This window comes from Paenibacillus sp. J31R109, assembly GCF_059692055.1.
Window position 1 is genome coordinate 18,321 of the sequence record NZ_JCAUAR010000021.1, and the last position, 26,180, is coordinate 44,500.

Genomic DNA, 26,180 nt, shown 5'->3' on the forward strand with positions numbered 1-26,180 from the left:
TATCCCTACTTTTTCCTTCTATTACCTCTTAGCATGCGAAAATGATTTGAATATTATCCCAAATAAAAAAGGAAGCCAACCGCCTCAACAGGCAGTTGACTTCCATATGGATGAACTTGGGTCTTAGGTACCGCAGTACGTTTGATACGCACAGGCCGAAGGCGCAGGCGGCGTTGCATATGCAGCCTGTTCAGGTGCATGTGCGAAGGGGTTTGCCAGCACAGCAAGAAGTTGTTCCATCACATCGTAGTCGCCATGCTCGACAGCTGCTTCGAGCGCTTCTTCTACCCTGTGATTCCTTGGGATGATCGCAGGATTGCTGCTTCGCATCAATTGCTGTGAATCCTCCTGGCTTTCCTGCTGTCTGGCAAGTCTCGCTTGCCATAGCTCATGCCACGAATCAAATTCAGGCGTGCCCGAGAGGACAGTGTCTTCAAGCTTATTGAAAGTGAAAGCTGCGAATGTATTCGTGTAGTCCGCCTTGTACTTCTCCATTAAGCTGAGCAAGCCTTCAATCAGCTCATGATCATTAGCCTCTTCGCCAAAAATCCCAAGCTTCGCTCTCATACCCGCGTGCCATACTTCGCGATAGGTTGTCGAGAACTCGGAAAGTGCTCCCTCAGCGATTTGAATAGCTTGCTTCTCGTCGGTATGCAGCAGTGGTAACAGCGTCTCTGCAAATCTTGCGAGATTCCACACGGCAATTCGCGGCTGATTGCCATAAGCGTAGCGGCCATGTGTGTCAATGGAGCTGAAGACGGTGGCTGGGTCATAGGTATCCATAAAGGCGCAAGGACCGTAATCAATGGTTTCTCCGCTAATCGCCATATTATCCGTGTTCATTACGCCGTGGATAAAACCAACTAGCTGCCATTTGGCGATTAATTGGGCTTGGCGCTTGATCACTTCCTGTAGGAAGTGGAGATAGCGCTTCTCACCCGTGTCGCCCTGCAGGGCGACTTCGGAATAATGCCTTTGTATGGTGTAGTCAGCAATAGCTTGAACATCTTCTAATGCCCCATATTGTGCCGCATATTGAAAAGTACCCACACGAATATGACTAGATGCAATGCGCGTCAGTACGGCCCCAGGCAGTTCGGTTTCACGGTAAATAACATCACCCGTAGTTACAACTGCTAAGCTGCGTGTCGTAGGAATGCCAAGCCCAACCATCGCTTCGCTGATGATGTATTCGCGCAGCATCGGTCCAAGGGCTGCGCGGCCATCACCTCGACGGGAATAGGGGGTTCTGCCTGAACCCTTCAGTTGAATATCAACCCGATCGCCAATTGGCGTAATCTGTTCGCCGAGCAGGATCGCACGGCCATCACCTAACATGTTAAAATGTCCGAACTGGTGTGCTGCATAAGCTTGCGCCAGAGGCAACGAGCCTTCTGGGATATGGTTGCCTGCAAGTGTAGCGACACCTTCATCGCTTCGTAAAGCTTCAGCGTTTAACCCAAGCGTTGCTGCTAATGGACCGTTAAGCACAGCCAACTTCGGTGCGCGTCCAGGGGTAGGGTTCACTTGTGTAAAGAAGGTTTGTGGAAGCTTAGCATAACTGTTATCGAAGTTCCAACCTGTATCTTGTTTTGCTATATGATCTGTCATCGTATCTCCTCTTCCTTACTTCAACATGGGACTAAATCGATTATACCATAATAGACAAAAAAACCTCTTCATAAGCAAGCTCGAAGAGGTTGTTAATGCCAGCGGCTATGGGTTGGCTGCGAAACGTTTTAGCAGCGTAATCGAATTAAAATGCATGCCTTCATGATACAACGTGTAGTTTAGGAATTCCCCAATTGTAGTTAGGAGTAAACCGTTGCCAGTTGTGAATGGCTGAGCCACACTTTCATCTAAGCGATCATGTAAGATGCTCTGAATCCGTTTGGGTTGCTCAACAAGCAAAGCAAGTAACGTCTCCAGGGAAGGAAGTTCCTCGTTCCAATCCGCTGGTTTCGTGCCTTTTGCAAATAATCGCTCAAAGTTCTCAGGCACTTGTAACGGCTCACCAATAAAATGAAAAGCAAATTTCTCTTGCACGAAAATAATGTGCCCCAAATTCCAGCGAATATTGTTATTAAATCCTTCGGGCATAGCGTCTATTGTATCTTCCGATAGTCCTTCAACCACTTTGATCGTAGATTTGCGAATAAATTCCAGTTGTTTGAGCGTTATTTGCTCCATAGGAGATATCCTCGCTTTTTTACTCTACTGTAGCACGTTTCCAGCAAGCTTGCGCTATATTTTTCAAAATTAAAGCCTGCTCCCACCGACTAGTTAACTCTCTGCCATCTAGCCCCTTGATTGCATATGGCGCAGGACCGAGCTCGCAAACGAACGGCAGCACATCGCCGGGCCTAGCCCCCTGCAGCCAATAGCGCATCGCTTGCGTCCACCATTTCTCATAACGTTCCAATATCGCATCGGAGTAGCCCGCATGCACCTGAATTTGCTCTCCGGAAGAAATGCGGCTATGAATGGCAGACGTTCGCTCCAGCACCGTCTCGAATAGCAGCTCCGCCTTGTCTTGTTTCTCTGTCATTTCCCCTGCTAACACGTAGTGGGAAATATCCAATGTAAACCGCAGATTGGGCAGCGCTTGTGCGTATTGCACGGTGCGGATCAAATCTTGCGTGATTTTGCCGCGATGTGTCTCTACATAAAATGGCATCTGATGCGATGTCGACACGGCACCGAGACCTCCCAGAAGCTCAATAGCTTCATCCCCAATTACAAAAGCATCGGCTACCTGTCCATTCACATACAGCATATCCATGTCATTCGCCTGATGAATATGGGCGGATAAGTCGCTCGGGTTAAATGGGAAGCAATGTGAGCCAAAACTGAGACCATATTGCTTCAGCAATCTCTTCCATTCCTCCCTGACAGCCATCTCCGGCACTCTAGCCAAGATGCCCGTAAAGCCTGCGCTAGCTATGCGCTCGAGTTTCGTCTCCAATGAAGGCTCCACATCTGCTTCCCCATGCCCCATCATCGCCCACATGGATTGATGAATCTCGAGGCGCGGTGGGCGATTAGAGCCGTCATTGATTCTGGTCATATCGAAATGTGCCATTCGTATTAATAGCCTCCTAGGCTTCCCGCCGGTTTGTTTTTAGCAAGTTCTCCATGCGCTTCCATATACACAGCACGTTTCTTCACGGTTCTCTCTGCTTCTTCCTGTGCTGCACGCGGGTCTCCGCGGTGAACATCATCAATCATCCAACGCTGACCAAAGCCTGCATGCACCACTTCATCCGCCCAGTCAAAATCTTGAAACGTCGTCATGAGCGGATCCTTCGCCGTATCTCGGCAGAACTCCCACTCCTCGCGCTTACCTGGCGGATACTTCATTGCCGCTTTCTCGATAGCAATTGTCAAATGCGAATACGCCTCGGTCCCTTCGAATAGCTGTGCCGTCATATCGTACCACCCCGTCCAATTCGGGAATTGATACACATCGTACCCTTTCACGCGAAGTGCCGCTTCACCGAACCAACTATGACGGACTTCATCCCACATATGTCTAGCTGTATCGCGATAGAATTGCCATGGTTTGCCCTCTGTCGTGAAATGAACGTAAGCCACGCCTTCCGCTGGCGACATTTCGAAATACCTCGCCAGCATCATCGTTAAGAATCTTCCCTCCTCATTGTCCGGGATAGAGAAACCTTGCATTTTCACAACTTGTGTGCTGAAACGACTGTCACGCGTACTCGTTTGCGGCATGGTAAATGGCTCGACTGTGATTCGAACAGATGGATCCAACGGGATCCGTTCTTCCCATCCCGTAATACCACCTGCCGCTTCAAGCAGTTGTTCCACATACATTCTCCAGCGGCTCACTTCTTCCTTCTCCGATCCCGACGCGGACTGCAGCAAATATTGCAGCGCCTCACGTCCCCACGCCATTTGTTCTTCACGGTCAATGAGCTGGTGCTTCATGATGTGGAGCGTAGGTTCATCTACGAGCGGCTGCGCTTTGCCCTTATAGGCATGAAGTGCAGCGATTTGCGCTGGCTTCACAACTTCAAAAAGTGCCGCCAATAAACACAAAGTCGTAGGCGAATTCAGTACCGTTTGCATGAGCTCGTTCAGCGAAGCATCCGGGCACTTGTCGAACGCCACTGTGCTCATCCGCAGCTGCTTAATCCGATTGCGGAATTGATCATGATGCTCCGCATCCTGATAGCTTAAGCGAGCGAGCGCTCCTTTTATTTCATATTCAGGTCTAGCCGCCATATGAGCAGCCTCGATCCGCATTAATTGACGATCTACATAAGCAATACGTTGTAATGTTTTAGCTGAATCCTCTACGGACATGCCGATACGATCCCAATCCCTAATTCCCATGAACGGATGCAACATCATGTAACCTCCTACATATTTGCACTATATTGTTTACTCTCCACCTAATCATAGTGCGAATTGCTCCTACAATACATGCATTGAATCACATCAATATTTGCACTAAAGTACATATCATGACTGTTCGTTCCAAAGTTTAGAAAATTTTAATGACAGCGATGCTTATATGCGAACAAAAGGGTTGTTCCATTGGAACAACCCCTTTATCTACTCGTTCAGCATGGCGCTGATTCCTCCCCGCCACTGTCCAAAATAAGCATCTCCTCATAATTTATCGCTTGCAGCAATTCATGCACGGTTCCCCTTGAGATTTGCTCCGCTTCTTCTAGCTCTTGAACGCCATCACGTCTAATCTGTACACTTCGCAGTTGGGTCATCCTCAGTTGTTGTAGAAACTCGGCTTCAGAGCACTCGTTATCCCTCTGTTTCTCGCGTTTCAGCATGCGCGAATAATGCTGGATGACAAGCAGCGCTTCGAGCTTATGCTTCTTCGATTTTTGCTTGCGAATTGCGGTAACGGCTGCCTGTTGCAATTGTGTTTCGATGGTTTCAAGCTCTTCAAACATCTCGGAAACGGATCGAAATCTCTCGGGAATCCCCTCCCTGCGATGCTGCTTCATTTTACGGTTAAGCAGGTTCAATTTGAATCTGACCCAGAGGTACTGGAGCCTCGCTAGGAAAAAGGACTCCGATTGCGGTTTATGCAGCATCATAAACACAGCTTGCAGCTGAGGCGAAATCACACCTTGATCAATAAGCTCACAGAGCCTAGTGGTTTCCGCTTCTCTCCCAATTTGCTGAAGCTCACGAATATAGGAACCAGAGAGCTTGACGGAGCCATAGGACTCAATTCGAATTTGTTCCTCCAATTGCTTCGTGACGGCAAGGGTCGCATCGAAGTTCATGGCATCCATTTCGGTTTTGAGAAATTGAATCGTCTGTTTCGCCAAATGAATGCTCGCTTCTTTCATCGTCATCGCTGCTGAATCAGCTTCAGCGACAGTTGAGTTCCCAATGAATGGCATGGCTATAGAGGCAGCCAACATGCTGATCAAGATTACGCTGGCCGAAATAAACAAGATCGTATTGCGCAGTGGAAATGGTGTTCCATCGGACAAATGGAAGGGAATCGATAGGGCTGTTGCCAAAGTGATGGTACCGTGAACACCACATAAGCTGGCAGCAAGGGCATATCCTTTGCGATTCGTATTCATGTCGATTTTAGCGCTCGCGTGATTAGCAGGCAGAAAGTCATTATGTAAAAAATACACCCATAAATACCTCGCTGTACCTAGCGCTGCGTATATCACGAGGGCTAAACCAAATGCTTTATAGACCGAAGCCTCACCACTATGAAGCAACCCTGTTATCACTTCTGGAAGTAACAGACCCAGCAAAGCAAAGACGAGACCGTTCAGGATAAAACTAAGCATCGACCACGTATTCATCGAGATGATGTGCAGTTTCGTCGTCGTTTGCTGTAAACGATCGCGCTCTAAGCCATGCACGATACCCGCGGCAACGACGGCCAAAATGCCTGAAACATGAAGTTCCTCCGCAGCAAGATAGATCGCAAATGGTGTTATGAGTTGAATGGTAACCAGCGAGTGGACCTCTTCTAGGCCTCTTTTTCTAAGAAAAATTCTAAAATTCACCAACGCGGCTCCGATTACAAGTCCAATCAGACAGCCGCCGAGAGCCACAAGCAGAAATTCTAAAGCAGCTGATTTGGCAGAGAATACACCTGTCATCACGACACCTAACGCAACTTTAAACGAGACGAGACCTGCTGCATCATTGAGAAGTGACTCTCCCTCCAAGATCGCCATTAAGCCTTTAGGGAACGTCCGGCCTCGCGTCATGGATTTAACAGCAACCGCATCTGTAGGTGACAAGGCTGCCGCTAAAGCAAAAGCAACTGGAAGTGGCATCGAAGGGATCAGATAGTGAATCACATAGCCAATACCAATGACCGTAAAGACAACAAGCCAGATCGCCATTAGGATAATTGGCTTGCGATATTCCAACAGTTCTTTGCGCGATATGACCCTGCCATCTCCGAAAAGGATAGGCGCAATTAAGCAAACCATGAATGCCTCAGGTTCAAATTCGAACTCTGTCGGGAGGAAAGGCAGCCAAGACACGATAGCTCCTAGTCCAATTAAATAAAAGGGCAGAGGAATCTGGGGATAGCGCTTCTGAAGTAACGATGCTGTTACGATTACGGCCGCTACAATTAATAAGGGCAATAGAAGTTCCAACGGAGTTCGGCCTCGCTTTCATCACCTTTTAAATGGGAATTATTTGCTAGCATCCGCTTAAACTTAACGTTCTATTCCATTATGGGATAATGCCTAAGCATCTTCAGAGACGGCTATATGTAAAATAAAAAAGGCTAGCCAACATACGTTGACTAACCTTATGATCTGTTTGGTCTGCGCTACTCAGTACCAGCTAGTAAACACGGATGAAGTTCCATACGTTAACGGGATCGCGGCACCGATCATGACAATCGGCCCCCACCACGTGAACATGGAGATACCTGCGACTAGACTGATGACGATCATGGCTGGCAGCACTAGGATCGGTATGGCCGTCTGAATCGCTTGATGCTTCATCGTATCTCGAATGGGGAATAGCGACAGGAATGGGGTCGTTAGTTCATCCTTGCAAAACGATTTGCGCCAGAAAACCAACAAGACCACCGCAAGGATCCAAACGAGAATTTTAATCGCGCCTGGCAAAATAAACAGTGCTCCGCTGATGACAACGACGAATTGAATCGATTGTCGCCACTGCAATCCATTTCGGAAATAGGACTTTACTAAGAGCTCCGCAATTCCGTTGCCAGCTCCTTTACCTTTGAGCAACCGCTGCGATCTGCTGAAAAATAGCGGGTACCTGCGTGTCGGTTTTCTTTTGCGCTCCGTCACACGAATTAACATCAAAGAGACGATACGCATCCGCGCATCTCGCTCTCTGGCGACATCCGCGAAGAAGGCACCTTTTTCACGCAGCCTTTTTGTCGTTAAAAGCACAAATGTAAGTATCCCTAGCCCAATGGCAGCCCAGCTAATGAAGGTCTGATCCTTAATGTCAGTGATTAACACTTGAAATACAATGAACCCGCATGCGAATGCCACAATACGCAGCAACCATAGCAAGAACCTTTGGAACCGAAGGGCAAGCAGTTGGCGAATTAACCCTATATTCAGCTTCACCACATACGTCAGTAACCAGAAGCACACGACTTGTGTGATCGTGTACGAATATACGGGTACTAGTAACGGTAGAAATAGGAGCGTTGCCAGCATCATTGTAATCGCCTGCAGTACCACCGAATACCGATAGCCAAGATGCATGATGTGTCGGAACCAGCCTTCATTTTGCCGGAGGAATAACTGGTCCCCCTCTTCCACAAAGTACCTCAGTGTACCCATCCATGTGTATATGTAGAAAAGTGTCGCGACCGTATGAATAGAGATCCCGCTTAACCACGTCGGCGGTGTCATATACCACGCATAATAGTGATAACCTGCTACGATCAGCAGAGGAATGACAAAATAAATCGCAATGACCCAATCAACGGCCATGCGTATGGCCCGATATTGAAAGCGTAAATCCGAACGCACTCTTCGCGCAAAAACTTGGTAGCTGCTAGTCAAACCGCTGTCGCCCCCTCTCATAATAAGGAATGGAAGCAGTCGAACAACGTCGCATCCGGCATGTCGCATTGTTGTTGGATGTCTTGAAGTGTACCATTCGCTACCAATCTGCCGCCTGACAGCAGTACAAATGAACTGCATATCCGCTCCGCTGTATCTAACACGTGTGTACTCATCAAAATGCCTGCGCCACGCTTCCGTTCCTCTTCCAGCATCCCTATGAAATCCTTGATCGCCTTTGGATCTAGGCCAATGAAGGGCTCGTCCACGATGTACACATCTGGTTTGTTCAAAAAGCCGAGGATCAGCATAATTTTTTGCTGCATACCTTTCGAGAATTTCCCAGGCAATTGATGCTTCTCATCCAGCAATCGGAAGCGATGCAAGAGATCGTCAGCACGTTCAAGAAACACGGTTCGATCCAGCTCATACACCGAGGCCGCGAATTCCATATGCTCCCACAACGTCAATTCATCATATAGAATCGGGTGTTCGGGAATATACGCGTAACTTTTGGTTTCACCCATGAAGGAGATTTTGCCTTTAAAATCCTTCAGCAAGCCTAGGATGCTCTTGATTGTCGTACTCTTGCCGGCGCCGTTCGGACCTAACAATCCCACGAGCTCACCTTGCTTCACCGTAAAATGAATTCCCTTAATAATATCAGGCACTTCATCGTAACCTGCCTGTTCAATATGTACACCTAAGACAGCTAATTGTTCATCTGACATTCCGTGACTTCCCTTCCATCCTGATCGTGCTACTTCTGCACTTTGCCATTATCGTATCATGAAAGTTTGCCCAAAGTATGAAGGATAGATAAAAATAAAAAAACTCTATCACAGTCACTCGGTAAGGAGTGATAACGATAGAGTTTGGTTATAGCTGAAACCTAACATGAAGTCTTAGTACCATCTCAACGCGACAGGCAGACATTGGATAAACAAAACAACGTTCTTCAAGCGTTTCATCATCATATTCACCCTTTCAAAAAGACAGAAAACGCCTATCCTGTGGTAGGATAGGCGCCATTGCCTCGAATATTGGTTGCACGTCGTCGTGCGGTTAATTAGTCTATCAATATATTTACTCACGCTTCCACCCTTACTGCTGCAACTCCTGAACACTATAGCTATTGATGATTGCCGCCGCAAAAGTGACTCGGTTGTTTCGGAAAAAGTGATATAACAGCCGAGCTTCCGCAGATTCTTCATCATAACGCGAGAAATTAAAGAAATCGTCGTCAACCCAACCTTGCTCCCGTAGGCTTTTAATGGATTCAGCAATTTTGCTAGGAATGACTGGTCTAACGCTATTAGTCGCTTCCGTTGTCATACGCCATCGCCACCTTTTCACTAGAATCTATCACACTAGTAAAAGGATGCCCAAATCTAGCAAGAGCTAAACGAGTTAGCTCACTTAGTACTCCACATAGTTGTTTCTGATCCAAAAAAATAAGACATTATTGCTCCCGAAGCTAAATACGGTCCAAATGGAATAGCTTGTTTTCTCTTGAACATAAAGAAAGCCGCTCCGCTTGCAACGGAACGGCTTCTTTTGATCAATTTAATTCCGGCTCATTTATCGTTCTCACAACCTCAACAAAGCTTGGTTCGGCTTGTACTATGTTTTCATGTGACAGTATTAATTTTTCAAAAAAAACCTTAAATCACTCTCTAATCTTCTTAAGAACTTCTCGTACTTAACAATTAAGTTTTTTTCTTTAAGTTCATGTATATTTTCTTCAAGAACAATTAAATAACCACTATTATAATCATTACTAACTTGAATCAGATCAAACAAATCTGTTGTCTGAAAATTTAATTTCTCTATTACTGTTTCCTTTAAAGATATTTCTCTTACTTCCTCTCCCATTACTCCATACAAGAAATCGAAAGAAGAGAAAAATTGAATACAAAGCTTTCTAATTCCTCTTAATCGTTTGAACCTCAGGTCTTTGTTCACCTCGTACTGTACATGACCAAATTCAAATTTCAGGTTAATCGAGACTGTTCCATCATCATGAATATACGGTATTAACATGCAAGGCAGTTCTATGTCATGTATTTTAATCTGTGCTTGAATCATTCTAATGAATAAATTTTTAAAACTTAAAATTGGTATATCTTGAACCACAACTTTTTCAATTTCAATAATTTCATCTTCGTAATCCCTGATATCTTGCTAAGTCACAGCATCCTCATTAATCTTGTATAAGGTTAATGATATTTCATTAATTTTAAACCTTTTTATAAAATCAAATAAAATATCATTTGAATAAGATTTATGGGTATATCCAATCACATAAAAACAAGTGCTTCCAAGCCATTTTCTAATATATTTCATAAGTTCACTCACCTCCACTTGACAAATGTGTTAGCAGCGGGAGTTATCTCGGCTCAAAATCGAAAGAAAGCCGCTCCGCTTGCCTTACAACGGGACGGCTTCTTTCGATCAAGTTAATTCCGGCTCATTTATCGTTCTTACAACCTCAACAAAGCTTGGTTCGGCTTGTACTAACTTTTCATGTGAAGTGATCTTGCCTACATCTTCACGTTTTACTACATAAGTCTTTGCTAGCATATCGCCTAGGCGTTGTCGCTTCTTAGATATAAGTGCCACGATGCCAGCTACTCCGCCACCAAGCATCATTGGATTAGCTTCAAAAACTTTTAGAAATGTACGGATAAAAGCTTTAAGCAATCCTGGCACTTTGCCTTCCACATTAACTACTCGGATACGAAACAACCATTTACCTATCGTCCATCCTAATAAACCTTCCATTAGAAAGATATACGAGAAGAGAAGTGCAATCCATAGCCATAGTGTCTTCTGATAGGCACCTTCGCCTAATGTAAATACAGGGATTGCAGGGAGAATCCATAGGATGACTCCATCCACCCACAATGCTCCCCAGCGCCGCGCGATCATGCCGAAGCGGTATTGGGAAACGATTTGTTCGATTGTCACATTCTTTCCTCCAGTCTTACCTTAAAAACATTTCCCAACTACCCTCTTCATTGATTGCGATTTGAGATACCTGAGTGTAATTTAAAAAAACATTTGTTCTAAAGTCATGTAGATATGAATCATTATACTTTTTCATAAATGAAACACAAAAATCTCTTGCTAATTCATCAGATCCATCAGCACTATTTAGTTCAAGAGATATATAGGTTTTTACATCAAAGTCAAATTGTTTTTTTAAAGTTTCTATTTCTTCTTTCCACCATTCGAAGTCGAAACCATATCTAATCCAAATCGTCCCTTCATCCTTTTCCATAACTGCTTCTGCCTTTTTCAAGTCATTTTCCCATATAACATAACCATTTAAAGATTCTCTTACAAACTCAAGCACTTCATTTTTTGAAATAAAATCATTTAGAAAGATAATCAGTCCTCTTGACAAATACCCCCACCCCTAACATTGAATTTATATTTTTAATAATTGCGTACTCAAAAAACTTATCTGTCAAGGCTTGAAAAATAAAATGCAAGACCTTGACAGATCATACTGATAAATAGTAGCTTGCTGATTTAGCATTAATTATTCTAGCCTAAGCACTATTTAACTAATTTTTTCAGTAAATCCCAACTTGTGATTACTCTAACGCCCTTTGATTCTATATTTGCTATTTTTGTTGCGGACATTTCATTCCCAGTTGCAAATAGTACTACTTGTTTGTTCGAGGGATTCATTAGTTGCTTCCGATCATCAAAATACTTATCGAAATCAGATGCTTCTTTTGAACCTTTTGTTCCTTCAATTACTGTGACATCGATTAATAACTCGTCCGTCTCCACATCTATTTCGCCGATTCGCCCATTAGGACCGTTAATATTTTTCTGGAAACCTTCAACTTTATTACCAAATAAATAGGCAACGAATCCTTCTTGCTGTACATTTAGATTTCCATACGAACGTAGTGCTTTTGTAATTTTTTTACTTAATTCTAGATTAGGATGAAAGCTTTCCGTTGGACCGTTTTGTGGAACCCCAAATGGACAATCACCACTACTATTATGAGTTAAAATCTTCAAATTAGAAACATAATACGTATGGAAGTCCTTCACTCGGAAGTTATATACCGTAGCATGCTGCTCTTTAACCTCAATCTTGTCAACCGCCAAGTACGAACCATCGCTTGTCTCGAACAAGTCTCCAACAATCAGATCTTTCGCAACGACCCAACCCTTGCTGTGAATCCAGAACGGATGCTCATCCGTCGTCGTAATCAGTTCATCACCTACTGTAATGTTCCACGACTCCGTTATCTCTTTCTGGAACAGCCCATCTACCTCTTTGTAGGCCATTTCACCTGTGTCAGGATTTTTAGCCAGTACCATGTCACCAAGCTGTACTTGTTCAATTGAAAGTTCACCGTCTTGAGTCAGCACCTTAGTTCCAGCCGTAAAACAATGGCAGAAACCAAGCTCATCAATTTTTTTGGCTAGTTTTAAATCTGTACTCAGAGATCCAATTTTGGTTGATAATTTTACTTCTGCAGAGAATCCCGCTGTAAAGAAGGTAAGAACGGCCTGGCCAACAATATTCCCAATAGTCTCTGCCACGGCATACTTACTCTCTGTAGCGTTATTCCAAAGATCCAATATTTCATTTAATGCAGTTGTTTTTAACACTTGACCAATTGCTGACAACTTATCTAAACTTGGATCTTTAGCAAAATCAATAAGGGTACCTACTACTAACTGTGTAAGTTTAACAATCTCTTGGTAGTTCTTTAACATATCATACAAATCTGTAAGTGGGCTAACGATACCGAGAACTAAACCTTTGGTAAAGTAACCTGTTAATTTCGTTATATCCCATAGAGCATCAATAAATGTACCACCGTTACTCGATTCAATAATACTATCTACAGAAGCTGGAATTGTTTTAGCTGCATAACTACTGTACTGGGTAGTTAACCAATCTTCCCATTCACTGCACTCGGCAGGTCGATTAGGATTCCAGATAGGACATTTCTGTGTAGTATTAAGTACTAACGGTTTATAACTTAATTTATCTCTGTATAAAACAGCAGTGATATCACTAATCATTTTCATGCAGCTTGACGTATTGCAACCACTAGTGATTGTGGAGGATACACCTACCATCGGGGTATACTGCACAATATGTTTCCCATCCATCTCGTCTAAATCATATTGAGCTTGATCTCTTTCAGCAGGAGTTCCATGCTCAATAAGTTCCAACAAGCCCCAACGTTTTCTTGCCCAGTTCTGTTCATCTGGTGTGCCGCGTAAAATCTTATCAACTAACTCCGCCCGACCTTGCGCCCATCTAACGGTATCCAAATCCAGATTTTCGTTAATGAGATGCTGTAGGTAGTCCTCTTCAACTAACCAGTTCCAGCGATCCAATGCCCACTCTTTATTTGTTGCATTCGGATCTTTAAGAACAGCTGTCACATCACGCCGTTCTTCTGCCCAACTATTGTTAGGATTTTGATTGACTAAATCTTGATAATAATTATATAAGTTCTGCCAATGAATAAGATCTTTTGCCCACTGCTGTTGACCGTAGGTGCCGGACAAGGCAAGGTTTACTATAAATAACTGATTGTTCGCCCATTTCTGTTGTCCGACTGTTCCCGTTAAAGTTAATTCAATCAGGAAAACTCGTTCGTTCTCCAGGTCGTATTGATTCTGAGCCCAGATCTTTTCCCCCTGTGTACCATTGTTAATTCGATCCAGAAGGAATTCTTTCTGATTCTCCCAATACTCATGTAAATCATTTAATTGACCGGCAACACCATCAACTGCCTGCCACTCTGTGTCAATCCAATCCGAATTCTCAGTAAACTTTGACTCATCCCACTTCGTGTGGCTTGTCAGCTTCGTACTCTCCAAGTCCGTAATCCACTGATCTACGGTGGTATTAGGTGCTTGACCAATACTTAATACATACTTATCTAGCAAATTAGCACTGTACGCACGCCCGTTTCCTATCGATGCACCATATACTTTGACATAATAATTGGTATTTGGCTGTACGGGAAAACTAAAGGACTCCGTGGAACTTCCCGATAAATCGGATGTCCAGACTCTGGAACTTGATCCCTCAAAAACTTGCAATTCATAATCCTGACCAGCAGGTACAGCTAGACTCACTGTCATATTTCCAGCGAGCAGCCTGGATCTTACTTTGTAATAATCGACATCCCCGTCATAGAAAAGATAAGAGTTAATCGTTCTTCCATCTTCAACGAGTGTGGATTGATCACGGGTATTATTGACCTCATAAGAATCAACGGCATTGTCGTTCCCACCGGTTGTTCCTTCTCCATACTGATCCGTTCCAATGCTAATGATATAAGGGATATCCTCGCTGTATTGCGCCGGCAATCCTTTGCCTAATGCCCCGTACACCTTCATGTAATAGGTGGTATTCGGACTCATTTCCATCAAGACGTAATCGTAGTCGTTATTGTTATTATACGATCCCTTCATGAGATTCGTATCATATCCGCCTGCAGGATAGACTTGTAGTTCATAATCGCTTCCCGCAGGCACCTTCATGCCAAAAACTTTAGTTCCCGTTTCGGAAGCACCACTTCGATACATCCAGTAATCCACATCGCCAGCTTTGTATACATAAGATTCAACAACACCCCGTAGTGGCAGGTTCTTGGCTGCGCCTTCGGTATCGTTGTCTTCCCCATCATGCGGCAATGCTGTTACGTTTAACTGATAGGACTCAGGTGTAAAGCCAGTTCCGCCATTATAGATTTTGATGTAATATTTCGTATTCGGTACAACTTTTACTTCAATGGTAGAAGAACGTTCGTTACTTGTGGAATAACCTACTAAATTAGCATCACTTTCCGAACCTTTATAAACTTGGAAATCATAGTCGGTTTTAAAATCATCCCCAAAGTCCCCAAAAGGTCCAGGATCCGTTAATCCTATATTCATGTAGCCAACCGTAGTTGCATCTGTCATGAAGTAAAAATAATCGGCATCTGACATAGAAGAAATGTAAGAACTAATCGGTGTACCTGGTGTAAGCACCGTTGCTTGAGCAATCGTATTGTTAGACTCATAGGAATCTGGCGCCACCGGTAAGCTTCCGATCGATACTGTGTATGGTGAAGTACTATGAAATTGTACATGATGAAAAGATCTTATTTAGTCGAATATGATCAAATTCTCATATAATTTTTTATCAATCCACTCGGCTCAAGTGTAAAGAAAGCCGCTCCGCTTGTCTTACAACGGGACGGCTTCTTTCGATCAAGTTAATTCCGGCTCATTTATCGTTCTTACAACCTCAACAAAACTTGGTTCGGCTTGTACTACCTTTTCATGTGACGTGATCTTACCTACATCTTCACGTTTTACTACATAAGTCTTTGCTAGCATATCGCCTAGGCGTTGACGCTTTTTAGATATAAGCGCAACTATCCCAGCTATTCCGCCACCTAACATCATTGGATTAGCTTCAAAGACTTTTAGAAATGTACGAATGAAAGATTTAAGCAATCCTGGTGCTCTATCTTCCACATTAACTACTCGGATACGAAACAACCATTTACCTATCGTCCATCCTAGTAAACCTTCCATCACAAAAATATAAGAGAAGAGAAGTGCAATCCAGAGCCATAGTGTCTTCTGATAGACACCTTCTCCTAATGTAAATACAGGGATTGCGGGGAGAAGCCATAGGATTACTCCATCCACCCACAATGCTCCCCAGCGCCGCGCGATCATGCAGAAGCGATATTGGGATACGATTTGTTCGATTTGCATTTATGTTCTCCTCGTCCTTAATGATTTTCTCTTTATAGTAAAAACCTCCATAAACATTTATACACTGTCATATATACTTCAAAACTATACTATTCATATCTTTTATAAGTTATATGATTCCTTCAGTCTTTAGAAATCCCTAACAGATAGAATAGTTGAAAGATAATACCTAACTATATTCAACATAGCCTAAATAATTAACTTTATAATCTACAACATTAATTTCAGAAATTGGCCCTTTGTAAGCAAAATTATACAAAAGTATTACCGAGTTAACATCTTCAGAAATACCTCCAATTAATTCAACAAATTTGGGTGTAATAATCTCATGATATGAGTGTTCTTCCAATAATATTTTTAACTGATTTGTTTTTACATCAAGAAATTTTGATTCTAAAAAATCCTCATCATAAAAGTTAATATTGAAATTATCCCCAAATAAAGATCGTAGTATCTCATCGTCATCATCTGAAAATGGAATCTCTGTGTAGCTTTCTAAAGCACCGGGATTCGAGAATGATCCTATCCATAAAGATACAGTTCCTTCTTGCCTCATTTATATCCCTCCATGTATGTAAATGAATCTCCCCGCAGCAAGCTGCGGGGAATTAAACCCGCTAAGATTAACTATTTAATTACACTATAACCTCAAACCCTCTGGTAAAGAGTCAATGCCACCTTCTAAACGATAGGTAGCCCAATTATTTAATCGACGTTTAAATGTATCAAAGTCTAATGATGAATCAATAATTCCTAAGAGCTCATTATGAGCTATTGTTGAACCAACACCACCATGAATACCATCTGGATTTACAAATTTCACATCACTAATGACAGTCCTTAAATCATGCACTTGCTCAGCTTTTATACCCCAACGTTTGAATGTTGGTGCTCGTGATACTAGGAGCCATTCATGCATTTTCCCAGGTCTTCTTAAAGAATATTCTATTTTGTCTCGCAGAATTGGATTAGTCCAAATCTCATCAAACTGATCTGGAGTTAGTGAATTAAACCATTTATAAAATTCACCATTTTTTAATGATGGCACAGAAGTTAGTGAAGGTACATAATTTGGATCAATAGTACAATCCCAACCATTACTATTATGCGTCAAAATCTTCAAATTCGAAACATAATACGTATGAAAGTCCTTCACTCGGAAGTTGTAAACCGTCGTATGCTGCTCTTTAACCTCGATCCTGTCAACCGCCAAATACGAACCGTCGCTCGTCTCGAACAAGTCGCCTAAAATGAGGTCTTTCGCAACAACCCAGCCCTTACTGTGAATCCAGAACGGATGCTCGTCCGTCGTAGTAATGAGCTCATTGCCAACGTAGATGTTCCACGACTCTGTGATTTCCTTTTGGAACAGCCCATCTACTTCTTTATAGGCCATTTCGCCTGTGTCAGGATTCTTCGCCAGTACCATGTCACCAAGCTGTACTTGCTCAATCGAACGTTCACCGTCTTGAGTCCATACTTTAGTGCCAGCCGTGAAGCAGTTACAAAAGCCTAAATCTGCTTCTTTTTCTGCTGCTTTGGTTACTTTGAAATCCTTCACTTTATCTACAATTTTCTGCACAGAACTAATCGTACTTAAAGCTCCAGCCACATATTTCTGAACTAGCTTCCCAACCAGCAGACCTACTTGGCTCCCCAAAAGTTCAGTTAGTGCATACTTAGGACCGGATTCTTCCGCCAATTGAGTAACTGTATTCATAATCCCTGTAACCAGATCGACTAAATCGCCCGCAATTAAATCCAACAATTCTTTGAGGTCAAGCTTACCTTGAATCGCATCCAGAATCGGTTGAACCAGCTGCTTCAAACCCTCAAGCGTTTCTTTCCAATTGCTGAGCATGTTCCACATGTCTTTCAGCGAATTCACAAAGTCGCCTATGAGCGCATTATACACACCTTCGCCCAAACCTTTTAGGAAACTTAGTGCCAGCTTGGTTGGATCTGCATTACTTCCAGATGTCGATACACTGCTTATAATCACATCTGGTGTTTTTCCATTTACGAATGATTCATATTTAGCATTATCTGCATCTGCTAAAGCTGCGGCATCTGCGTATGCTAAATCTCGGCATAATGTCCCAGATGTGCTTCCTGTTCCACCTTCCAAGCAATTGACATATTGATCTAGTGTAAAATCCTTCGTAGCATCATATGTTTTCACAAACATTGCTGCCGTCATTTGGTCTACGCTTTGGCGGCAATTGTTGTCTTGACAGAAATCATCATAAAGTGAAGTAGAAATTCCACTTGATACCATTACGATATGCTTCCCGTCCATCTCATCCAACGCCCATTGTGCATCTTCTCTTTCCTTGGCGGTTCCGTGCTCAATAAGTTCAAGCAAAACCCAACGTTTTCTTGCTCGTGTCTGCTCTTCATCTGTACCGCGCAAGATTTTATCTACGATACTCGCACGATCTAGCGCCCATTGTCTTGTTCCTAAATCTGTACTATCTGCAATTAAATGCTGAAGATAATCTTCTTCAGATAGCCAGTTCCAACGATCTAGCGCCCATGCTTTATTACCATCGTTAGAAGTAAGAATGATGGTAACCACATTCAATCTATCCGTTGCCCAACTACTAGAGCCTTGATTTGAATAATATTCTTGAAGGTTTTGCCAATATAGAATGTCATATGCCCACTGCTTTTCTCCGTACGTTCCATCAAGAGCCGCGTTAACTATGAATAGCTGATTATTTGCCCATTCTATCTGGCCCTGCGTGCCAGTTAAGATCAGCTCAATCAAAAAAACGCGTTCATTCTCTAGATCAAACCTGTCTTGTGCCCATTCTTTTAAGCCATCAGTTCCGTTTTGGATTTTATCCAGCAAGTACTCTTTCTGATTCTCCCAATACTCATGCAAATCATTTAATTGACCGGCAACACCATCAACTGCCTGCCACTCTGTGTCAATCCAATTCGAATTTTCACTAAACTTTGACTCATCCCACTTCGAATGGCTTGTCAACTTCGTACTCTCCCAGTCCGTAATCCACTGATCTACGGTTGTGTTAGGAGCTTGACCAATACTTAATACATACTTATCTAGCAAATTAGCACTGTACGAATGTCCGTTTCCTATCGATGCACCATATACTTTGACATAATAATTGGTATTTGGCTGTACGGGAAAACTAAAGGACTCCGTGGAACTTCCCGATAAATCGGATGTCCAGACTCTGGAACTTGATCCCTCAAAAACTTGCAATTCATAATCCTGACCAGCTGGTACAGCTAGACTCACTGTCATATTTCCAGCGAGCAGCTTGGATCTTACTTTGTAATAATCGACATCCCCGTCATAAAAAAGATAAGAATTAATCGTTCTTCCATCTTCGACGAGTGTGGATTGTTCACGGGTATTATTGATCTCATAAGAATCAACGGCATTGTCGTTCCCACCGGTTGTTCCTTCACCATACTCATCCGTTCCAATGCTAATGATATAAGGGATATCCTCGCTGTATTGCGCCGGTAATCCTTTGCCTAATGCGCCGTACACCTTCATGTAATAGGTGGTATTCGGGCTCACTTCCATCAAGACGTAATCGTAGTCGTTATTGTTATTATACGATCCCTTCATGAGATTCGTATCATATCCGCCGGCAGGATAGACTTGTAGTTCATAATCGCTTCCCGCAGGCACCTTCATGCCAAAAACTTTAGTTCCCGTTTCTGAAGCACCACTTCGATACATCCAGTAATCCACATCGCCAGCTTTGTATACATAAGATTCAACAACACCCCGTAGTGGCAGGTTCTTGGCTGCGCCTTCGGTATCGTTGTCTTCCCCATCATGCGGCAATGCTGTTATGTTTAACTGATAGGACTCAGGTGTAAAGCCAGTTCCGCCATTATAGATTTTGATGTAATATTTCGTATTCGGTACAACTTTTACTTCAATGGTAGAAGAACGTTCGTTACTTGTGGAATAACCTACTAAATTAGCATCACTTTCCGAACCTTTATAAACTTGGAAATCATAGTCGGTTTTAAAATCATCCCCAAAGTCCCCAAAAGGTCCAGGATCCGTTAATCCTATATTCATGTAGCCAACCGTAGTTGCATCTGTCATGAAGTAAAAATAATCGGCATCTGACATAGAAGAAATGTAAGAATTGATCGGTGTACCTGGTGTAAGTAGCGTTGCTTGAGCCGTGGAATTGTTAGACTCATAGGAATCTGGCGCCACCGGTAAGCTTCCAATCGATACTGTGTATGGTAAAGTACTATGAAATTGATTTCCTTGACTATACACTTTTACATAATATTTTGTTTTCGGCTTTACTATAAAATTAATCAATTCATCTGTATTCCCAAGATTCTTGGAATCGGCGATTTGATCATTATTAGTGCTGCCTTCATAGACTTGCAGTTCGTAATTAACGCCCGTAGGAATGTTGGTTAATCTAGCCTGCATGGAGCCTATGTTTGAATCCCCTGTCTCAAATTTCCAGATATCGCCATCTGTATCGTATGAAATGTAGGAATCAATCGCAACGCCAGGCGATATGACCTTGGCATCCTCATCCGTGTTGTTCAACTCATAGTTGTCAATAACCGTTGGTAACGGACCCACGGACAGCTTATAGGGTTGAGCACTTCGTGATGCATTTCCTTTGCTCCAAACTTTTAGATAGTAGTCTTTCTTCATCTTTACTTGAAAACTGATAGATTCTGAGATGCCATTACCAATATGCTTAGATTCTTCTAGCGGGTTACTTGATGGATCATCCCCTTCATATACTTGAAGTTCGAAATCCGCATCATTTGGAACGATTAGGTCCACAGACATTGTGCCACTATTATAAGCTTCTGTCGTAAATTTCCAGACATCCCCATCGTTTAAACTAGAAATATAAGAGCTTATTGTACTTCCACCTGGTGTGATAGGTTTGGCATTTGTGTAGTTGTCGTTCTCCTCATAATTATCTTGAAACACACCACTTAGTATAAGGCCATAAGGTGAAGTTGGACTGAAAGTGCCTTCAGTTTTATAAATTTTAAAGTAGTAAGTCTTGCCTGCGATTGCCGTAAAGTCTTTAGACTCGGTGTTATTTCCGGAATTCGTCGACTCTTTAATCAATGTTCCAAGACTTGATTCGGTCCCTTCGTATACCTGTAGATCGTAGTCTAATCCATCGGGAACTGAAGGGACAGTTAATTGAACGTTGATTTCTCCTGTAACAGTAGGTGTGTACTTCCAAAAGTCAGAGTCTTCCACAAAAAAGCACTATAAAATTTTTTTTCATAAATTAAAAATTAATATAAAATTTTATATCAATCCGAATATTCAATAAGTATCTTATATGATCTTTATTGTCGAATGCTGTCGAAATAAGTCGTGAAAATTGGTGATTTCATAAATTTTTCATAAAGACTTTACAAAACTTTACTATATTTTAGTAATAAAACCCTATTATTCTATAGGTAATAAGTCATGGTTTCTTATCATATTTTTACATCCTCCACTTTGACTTTTTTTATTTTTTTAAATTTTCAAATAACATTTGAGGTGTTTAAATGCTACTGATTTTAGAGAAATCACAGACAATAATCGCTACCCAAATCCAGTTCGCAGACAGCTTCTTTACACGTTTCATAGGCTGGATGGCAAAAAGAACTATTAATGATAACGAATGTCTAATTATCCACCCTTGTAATTCTGTACATACTTTTTTTATGAAATTCGAGATTGATATATTATTCCTAGATGAAAGTGACGACATTTTGAGTATTCGCGAACAAATGCGTCCATTCCGTCTAACTCCCATTGTTCAACATGCTGTAAGAGTGGTTGAGTTAAAAGGAGGCACAATTCAACAGTACAACATTGAAATTGGAGATCGAATTTTATGGGGAGGTAGAGCCGGTGGGGAGCGTATATCGATGCACAATAGTTTCTGCGATATCTACAAGGAGGAGAATTGAGCAGGTTGAAAACCTTTGGCATCAGATTTTCGTTGACTAAAACCAAAGAGCCGCCCTCAAGCAGCACCATGCTACTCGAGGACAGCTCTATTTTCATACATTCTACCAGAACAACTCGCCATGCCCGAGCAGTCGTGAAAGCCCCTCAACAAAGTAGTAATCGCCGTAGATGAGCGGAACGTCGATGTTTTTCCCCTCAGGATAGTGGCTTGTACCGTGAGTGACTAACCCCTCTTCGGTTTCGGAATCCCATGCGCCGTAGTTCGTGTACAACGAGTGAAGAATCCGCTCGCCCGCCTCGCGGTACAGGGAGGCTTCTTGGCTGTTCACTTGCTCCGCGATTAGGAGCAAGCCGCAAGCCGCGCACGCGCCTGCGGAGGAATCACGATACGCCGGGATACCGTCCGGCAAACGGAAATCCCAATGCGGCACATGATCTTCCGGCAGATTTGCCAAGAAGAAATGGGCAGCACGCTTCGCAGCCTGTAGATATTTCTCATCACCCGTGTACTTGTAGCTGAGGCTCATACCGTAAATGGCCCACGCGGTTCCACGCGACCAAGCCGATTCAGGTGCAAAGCCCTGCCCACCGTTCACGGAAAGCTTTTCGCCGGTGGCAGGATCAAAGATCACGATATGATTAACCGATCCATCGGGACGGATAAAGTGATCTACCGCCATATCCGCATGTCTTACAGCGATTTCTTTGAAGCGCGGATCACCCGTGGTCAGCGACGCCCAATGCAACAAAGGCAAGTTCATCATACAGTCGATAATGGCCCACCCTGCATTGTCTTCACCCTCGCGCCAAGGATTCCACGCACGAATGTAGTTTCCTTTCACATTGAATCGCGCTGCAAGCAGATTCGCTGCAAGCAAAGCCCTGCGCTTGGAGTCCTCTGCACCCGTTAGCTTGTAGTTGGCAACACTCGTCAATGTCCACATGAAGCCGATGTCGTGATCCAGACGATAGTAGTCGGTAACAACTTGATCGAGCTGCTGCTCACAAGACTCCGCCAACTGCTTCAATCCTTCATCTTTCGTATCACGATATAAAAGCCACAACAATCCAGGCCAGAAGCCCGCTGTCCACCAATATGCCGGCTCCAGCTTATATTCTCCGCCAACACTTGCATGTGGGAAGCCATCACCAATGCGTTTACTTGTTTTGTCTACTTTTGTTACGGTTTGTGCCCATGCTTCTTGGGCCCACCCCTTCTGAATTGTTGCCATCTGTAACACTCCTCGCCAAGTTTGTTGAAACGTTTAACCTATTATACCACCTGGCTTCGCGGAATGCTCGGCTTGTTTAAAACTTGCGGATATCAATTCTGTTATATCTACAACAGTCTCCCCAAAACAGTCTTCCCAACGCACAGCACTTTACGCAAAAAAACGAGCCCCAAGGAGCTCGTTTCATTTTAATTTGCAGTGGTTGATACACGCGTTAAGGATTGAGTCACTTCCAACTCTGCCTTCCGCGATTGGTAATTTCCAATGTGAAAAGCCTGCCAGCAACTGATGCCAAAAACGAGCATAGCCGTAATAAACCAACCACGGATACCGAAATGCGCGACGATAACGCCACCGAGAAGCGGTCCGGTTAGGCAGCCAAGGAACATCCATGAGTTCACCATGGCGAAGGTCTGTCCCTCCATCCCCTTGCGGACTAAGCCTCGCACTTGGGCCTGAATATTGGGCATCATACCCGCTACGCACAGGCCGAGTGTAAATCGACACGCAAGGATGAGCGGATATAGATGCGTCACAGCTTGCACGATACAGAGAAGAAACGCAGTGCTGGTCGCTATTTTGAGCAACAATAAAGGTCCTACGCGATCGGATAGCATGCCCAGCAACGGGGAGAAAACGATAACAGCGAGAGAGGTCGCCGATAAGGTGATGCCAAGCAGCCATTGATCGTTGAAAAAGGTGAGCTTATGCGTGGATTGCCGCACATAGTAAGGGATAATTGGATTCGTCCCGACTAGTGCGAAATTAATACAAAGGGCACTAAGCAGCAGCGAGGGGAGCGGCTTCATCCGCCAAATTTGCTTCCAGTCGGATCGCAATGTGCTCCGTTCCATTTTAGCAACGGCAGGTGCACGTGGACCTTCTTTAACAAAGCAAAATACGCTGACGGTCGCAAGCAAAATACACACACTCATAGCCGGATACGCGCCTCTTACTGCGTAAAATGTAAGTAAAGAGGACGCGATCAGGGGGCCAATTAGCGAACCGGTCTCGCCCATCATTTGCATGGTGCCAGCCGAAACGCCAACTTTATTCTTGGCAGCTCCAATCAAGATCAGCACCATCGTGAACGGCAGGATGCCAGTAAAGCAGCCCTGTGCCAATCGCAGTAGCGCCAACTGCCAAGGCTCGGTGGCAAGTGACATGCAAGCCGTAACGAGGGTCATCCCCAATCCTGACCATAACATCACAGGCTTACGCCCGTAACGATCTCCAATGCGCCCAAGGAAGGGCATGAGTAGCATCATAATCATGAAATTGGCCGAGAATATGGCGCCTGACCATAGGTAAAGCGAATCCCCACTTACATGCCCAACATCCTGAAGGAAGCTGGGCAAGAGGGGAACGAACATGCCGTGCGCGGTCGATACAAGCAATTGTACAGAGAGCAACGCTGCAAACTGCCGGTTCCACGAGTCCATCGAACTAGAAGGAGCCTTCGATGATACTCTCGCTCAATGCGCGTCGTCCATTCGGCAGCTCTCGCTGTTGAAAGTCTTCGGCCAACGTTTCACGTGCTCCACGGTAACCTAAAGCAATCACAGCATGAAGCTCATACTCCGCTGGAATCTGAAGTACTTCACGTGCCTTGTCTCTCTCATAGCCGCCAACAGCACGCGTAGCCAGACCTAGCAAGTGCGCTTGAAAAGCAATGGATGCCCAAGCTGCTCCTGCATCAAACGCATGCGCACCACTAGGCTCACCATCCTGACGGAACTTATTGGACAGGATTAGCAACAGAACAGGAGCATGCTCCGTCCACAATTGATTATTCGGCTTAATAAACGATTGAAACTTCTGTTTCTGTTCCTCTGTTTGGGCGACGACGAATCGCCATGGCTGCAGATTGGAGCTGGAAGGCGCCCAGCGAGCAGCCTCTAGAATCGTGTACAAGGTCTCATTCGTGACGTCCTTCTCTTCAAAAGCACGCGACGACCAACGATTCAGAAACAGCGAATGAACAGGATAATCCGCCTTACGATTAGCCTCCACTTCGGGAGTTAAAACAGCTTGATTAACTACTTGTGAGGATACAGTCATGTCATCATTCCCTTTCCGAATAGGCGTGTTGCCTTTATTTAAGTAACCACTGATTCAGATCAAAATCCTTCTCCGCCAGCTTCTCATCAACCAGGAATTTCTTCGTTCCATCAAGCAGTTTCACACCATCATCCTTAAAATTAACCTCTTTTATCGTCTCAATTGGTGTAACCTTCTTGTTTAATTCCGGTGTGAACCCATTTAACTGAGATAAGAATTGATAATATTCATCCGGTTTGGATTGTAAATCTTTGAGCGCTTTTTGCCTTGCTTCATTCCACACTTTCGGGAAATCAGGGAATTTCTTCAGGTAGTCCTCAGACACAACCGTAAGGCTACCTCCAATTAAATTGGGATGCTTGGTCGCCTCATCAATTAATGGGAATCCATTCTCAATTTGTTTCAAAGCAAAGATCGCACTATTCGTCATCGCGTCCACTTCGCCACGAGACAATGCCGCTTCACCATCCGGACGCAGCATATGGATGAACTTCACGTCGGGCACATTTTGTTCTTTCACAAGGCCGGCAATATAGCGGTGCATGAAGGAGCCTTTTTGAATCGCGATCGTTTTGCCTTTCAAATCAGCAAGCGTTGTTGGTCCACCTTTTTTACCAATTAAATAACCTATATTGTCTGTTGAATTCTGGGTAATCGCTCTCGTCTTCGCTCCAGTCGAACGAGCAAGTATCGCTGGCGTATCGCCCAAACTGCCGAAATCCAATCTGCCGCTGATTAACGACTCACTTTGGTCAGGTCCGTTCGGAAAAGCTACCGGCTTGATTTCGGTGATGCCGTACTTTTTGAGCTCCTCTTGGATAATCCCTTTATATAAGCCCCAACCCTCTGCGCCACCAGGAAAATTCAGCTTGTTCGTGCCAATGTAACCGTAATTAATGACCGTTGGCGGTTGTACTTTGGCGGCTCCTCCACTTGTCGCTGCTGCGCTCGCTCCTGCCGTCTTCGCTCCTCCGTCGGAATTACCGCATGCTGCAAGGAAAGCAACCATCGCTGTTAATACCATAATCAAATGTGTGGTACGGAAAAGTCCGAATCCCCTTTTATTTCGCTTCTGTCTCTCTATCATCTTCCATTCTCCTTTCAATTTGGACAAACACGATG

General features: G+C 43.8%; 20 protein-coding genes. 1 reads left to right on the top strand and 19 read right to left on the bottom strand.

The genetic code is table 11. The features are described from left to right. Positions 1-123: 123 nt before the first annotated feature. The 15 genes from AC58QT_RS31170 to AC58QT_RS31240 form a co-directional block, all read right to left on the bottom strand. Positions 124-1,611: a protein adenylyltransferase SelO gene (locus AC58QT_RS31170; protein WP_497412395.1), complete on the bottom strand. Its 1,488-nt coding sequence runs from the start codon at positions 1,609-1,611 to the stop codon at positions 124-126. A gap of 105 nt (positions 1,612-1,716) precedes the next feature. Next, positions 1,717-2,190 carry a DinB family protein gene (locus AC58QT_RS31175; RefSeq protein ID WP_497412396.1) on the bottom strand — a complete coding sequence of 158 codons (474 nt, stop codon included), beginning with the start codon at positions 2,188-2,190 and terminating at the stop codon, positions 1,717-1,719. A gap of 19 nt (positions 2,191-2,209) precedes the next feature. Then, entirely contained in the window at positions 2,210-3,082 is an 873-nt protein-coding gene (locus AC58QT_RS31180) for a sugar phosphate isomerase/epimerase family protein (RefSeq protein ID WP_497412397.1), read from the bottom strand. Between the two features lie 5 nt (positions 3,083-3,087). Next, positions 3,088-4,377, bottom strand: coding sequence for a hypothetical protein (locus AC58QT_RS31185; RefSeq protein ID WP_497412398.1), 1,290 nt, complete (start codon positions 4,375-4,377; stop codon positions 3,088-3,090). A gap of 212 nt (positions 4,378-4,589) precedes the next feature. Further along, positions 4,590-6,635: a Na+/H+ antiporter gene (locus AC58QT_RS31190; protein WP_497412399.1), complete on the bottom strand. Its 2,046-nt coding sequence runs from the start codon at positions 6,633-6,635 to the stop codon at positions 4,590-4,592. 183 nt (positions 6,636-6,818) lie between these two features. Further along, a complete protein-coding gene (locus tag AC58QT_RS31195; protein ID WP_497412400.1) occupies positions 6,819-8,039 on the bottom strand; it encodes an ABC transporter permease in 1,221 nt (406 codons plus the stop codon). A 17-nt stretch (positions 8,040-8,056) separates the two neighbouring features. Further along, positions 8,057-8,770 carry an ABC transporter ATP-binding protein gene (locus AC58QT_RS31200; protein WP_497412401.1) on the bottom strand — a complete coding sequence of 238 codons (714 nt, stop codon included), beginning with the start codon at positions 8,768-8,770 and terminating at the stop codon, positions 8,057-8,059. Between the two features lie 373 nt (positions 8,771-9,143). Beyond that, the gene (locus AC58QT_RS31205) at positions 9,144-9,374 is read right to left on the bottom strand and encodes a hypothetical protein (RefSeq protein WP_497412402.1); all 231 of its coding nucleotides are present in this window, start codon (positions 9,372-9,374) and stop codon (positions 9,144-9,146) included. A gap of 309 nt (positions 9,375-9,683) precedes the next feature. Continuing rightward, complete coding sequence (locus AC58QT_RS31210; protein WP_497412403.1) at positions 9,684-10,175, bottom strand: hypothetical protein; 492 nt, start codon at positions 10,173-10,175, stop codon at positions 9,684-9,686. Positions 10,176-10,493: 318 nt separating this feature from the next. Then, positions 10,494-11,009: an RDD family protein gene (locus AC58QT_RS31215; protein ID WP_497412404.1), complete on the bottom strand. Its 516-nt coding sequence runs from the start codon at positions 11,007-11,009 to the stop codon at positions 10,494-10,496. Positions 11,010-11,025: 16 nt separating this feature from the next. Next, on the bottom strand, positions 11,026-11,448 hold the full coding sequence (locus AC58QT_RS31220) for a hypothetical protein (protein ID WP_497412405.1): 423 nt from the start codon (positions 11,446-11,448) through the stop codon (positions 11,026-11,028). Between the two features lie 155 nt (positions 11,449-11,603). Further along, a complete protein-coding gene (locus AC58QT_RS31225) occupies positions 11,604-15,119 on the bottom strand; it encodes a polymorphic toxin-type HINT domain-containing protein (RefSeq protein ID WP_497412406.1) in 3,516 nt (1,171 codons plus the stop codon). Positions 15,120-15,293: 174 nt separating this feature from the next. Further along, on the bottom strand, positions 15,294-15,809 hold the full coding sequence (locus AC58QT_RS31230; RefSeq protein WP_497412407.1) for an RDD family protein: 516 nt from the start codon (positions 15,807-15,809) through the stop codon (positions 15,294-15,296). Positions 15,810-15,978: 169 nt separating this feature from the next. Beyond that, positions 15,979-16,365: an immunity 22 family protein gene (locus AC58QT_RS31235; RefSeq protein ID WP_497412408.1), complete on the bottom strand. Its 387-nt coding sequence runs from the start codon at positions 16,363-16,365 to the stop codon at positions 15,979-15,981. 84 nt (positions 16,366-16,449) lie between these two features. After that, positions 16,450-21,057 (bottom strand): polymorphic toxin-type HINT domain-containing protein, encoded by a 4,608-nt coding sequence (locus AC58QT_RS31240; protein WP_497412409.1) that lies wholly within the window; start codon positions 21,055-21,057, stop codon positions 16,450-16,452. A 299-nt stretch (positions 21,058-21,356) separates the two neighbouring features. On the opposite strand from AC58QT_RS31240, the gene AC58QT_RS31245 reads away from it, so the two are divergent. Further along, complete coding sequence (locus AC58QT_RS31245) at positions 21,357-21,764, top strand: DUF192 domain-containing protein (protein WP_497412410.1); 408 nt, start codon at positions 21,357-21,359, stop codon at positions 21,762-21,764. Between the two features lie 102 nt (positions 21,765-21,866). On the opposite strand, the gene AC58QT_RS31250 is transcribed toward AC58QT_RS31245, so the two are convergent. From AC58QT_RS31250 to AC58QT_RS31265, 4 genes are all read right to left on the bottom strand, one after another. Then, entirely contained in the window at positions 21,867-22,997 is a 1,131-nt protein-coding gene (locus tag AC58QT_RS31250) for a glycoside hydrolase family 88 protein (RefSeq protein ID WP_497412411.1), read from the bottom strand. 188 nt (positions 22,998-23,185) lie between these two features. Continuing rightward, on the bottom strand, positions 23,186-24,439 hold the full coding sequence (locus tag AC58QT_RS31255; RefSeq protein ID WP_497412412.1) for an MFS transporter: 1,254 nt from the start codon (positions 24,437-24,439) through the stop codon (positions 23,186-23,188). 4 nt (positions 24,440-24,443) lie between these two features. After that, the gene (locus AC58QT_RS31260) at positions 24,444-25,058 is read right to left on the bottom strand and encodes a nitroreductase family protein (protein ID WP_497412413.1); all 615 of its coding nucleotides are present in this window, start codon (positions 25,056-25,058) and stop codon (positions 24,444-24,446) included. 34 nt (positions 25,059-25,092) lie between these two features. Then, positions 25,093-26,145, bottom strand: coding sequence for an ABC transporter substrate-binding protein (locus AC58QT_RS31265; RefSeq protein ID WP_497412414.1), 1,053 nt, complete (start codon positions 26,143-26,145; stop codon positions 25,093-25,095). Positions 26,146-26,180: the final 35 nt, after the last annotated feature.

What these genes read in the sequence shown, in the direction of transcription:
- AC58QT_RS31245 (WP_497412410.1), top strand. Translation starts at nt 21,357, where the DNA reads ATGCTACTGATTTTAGAGAAATCACAGACAATAATCGCTACCCAAATC.
- AC58QT_RS31260 (WP_497412413.1), bottom strand. Translation starts at nt 25,058, where the DNA reads ATGACTGTATCCTCACAAGTAGTTAATCAAGCTGTTTTAACTCCCGAA.
- AC58QT_RS31200 (WP_497412401.1), bottom strand. Translation starts at nt 8,770, where the DNA reads ATGTCAGATGAACAATTAGCTGTCTTAGGTGTACATATTGAACAGGCA.
- AC58QT_RS31265 (WP_497412414.1), bottom strand. Translation starts at nt 26,145, where the DNA reads ATGATAGAGAGACAGAAGCGAAATAAAAGGGGATTCGGACTTTTCCGT.
- AC58QT_RS31235 (WP_497412408.1), bottom strand. Translation starts at nt 16,365, where the DNA reads ATGAGGCAAGAAGGAACTGTATCTTTATGGATAGGATCATTCTCGAAT.
- AC58QT_RS31250 (WP_497412411.1), bottom strand. Translation starts at nt 22,997, where the DNA reads ATGGCAACAATTCAGAAGGGGTGGGCCCAAGAAGCATGGGCACAAACC.
- AC58QT_RS31205 (WP_497412402.1), bottom strand. Translation starts at nt 9,374, where the DNA reads ATGACAACGGAAGCGACTAATAGCGTTAGACCAGTCATTCCTAGCAAA.
- AC58QT_RS31180 (WP_497412397.1), bottom strand. Translation starts at nt 3,082, where the DNA reads ATGGCACATTTCGATATGACCAGAATCAATGACGGCTCTAATCGCCCA.
- AC58QT_RS31170 (WP_497412395.1), bottom strand. Translation starts at nt 1,611, where the DNA reads ATGACAGATCATATAGCAAAACAAGATACAGGTTGGAACTTCGATAAC.
- AC58QT_RS31230 (WP_497412407.1), bottom strand. Translation starts at nt 15,809, where the DNA reads ATGCAAATCGAACAAATCGTATCCCAATATCGCTTCTGCATGATCGCG.
- AC58QT_RS31185 (WP_497412398.1), bottom strand. Translation starts at nt 4,377, where the DNA reads ATGATGTTGCATCCGTTCATGGGAATTAGGGATTGGGATCGTATCGGC.
- AC58QT_RS31175 (WP_497412396.1), bottom strand. Translation starts at nt 2,190, where the DNA reads ATGGAGCAAATAACGCTCAAACAACTGGAATTTATTCGCAAATCTACG.
- AC58QT_RS31255 (WP_497412412.1), bottom strand. Translation starts at nt 24,439, where the DNA reads ATGGACTCGTGGAACCGGCAGTTTGCAGCGTTGCTCTCTGTACAATTG.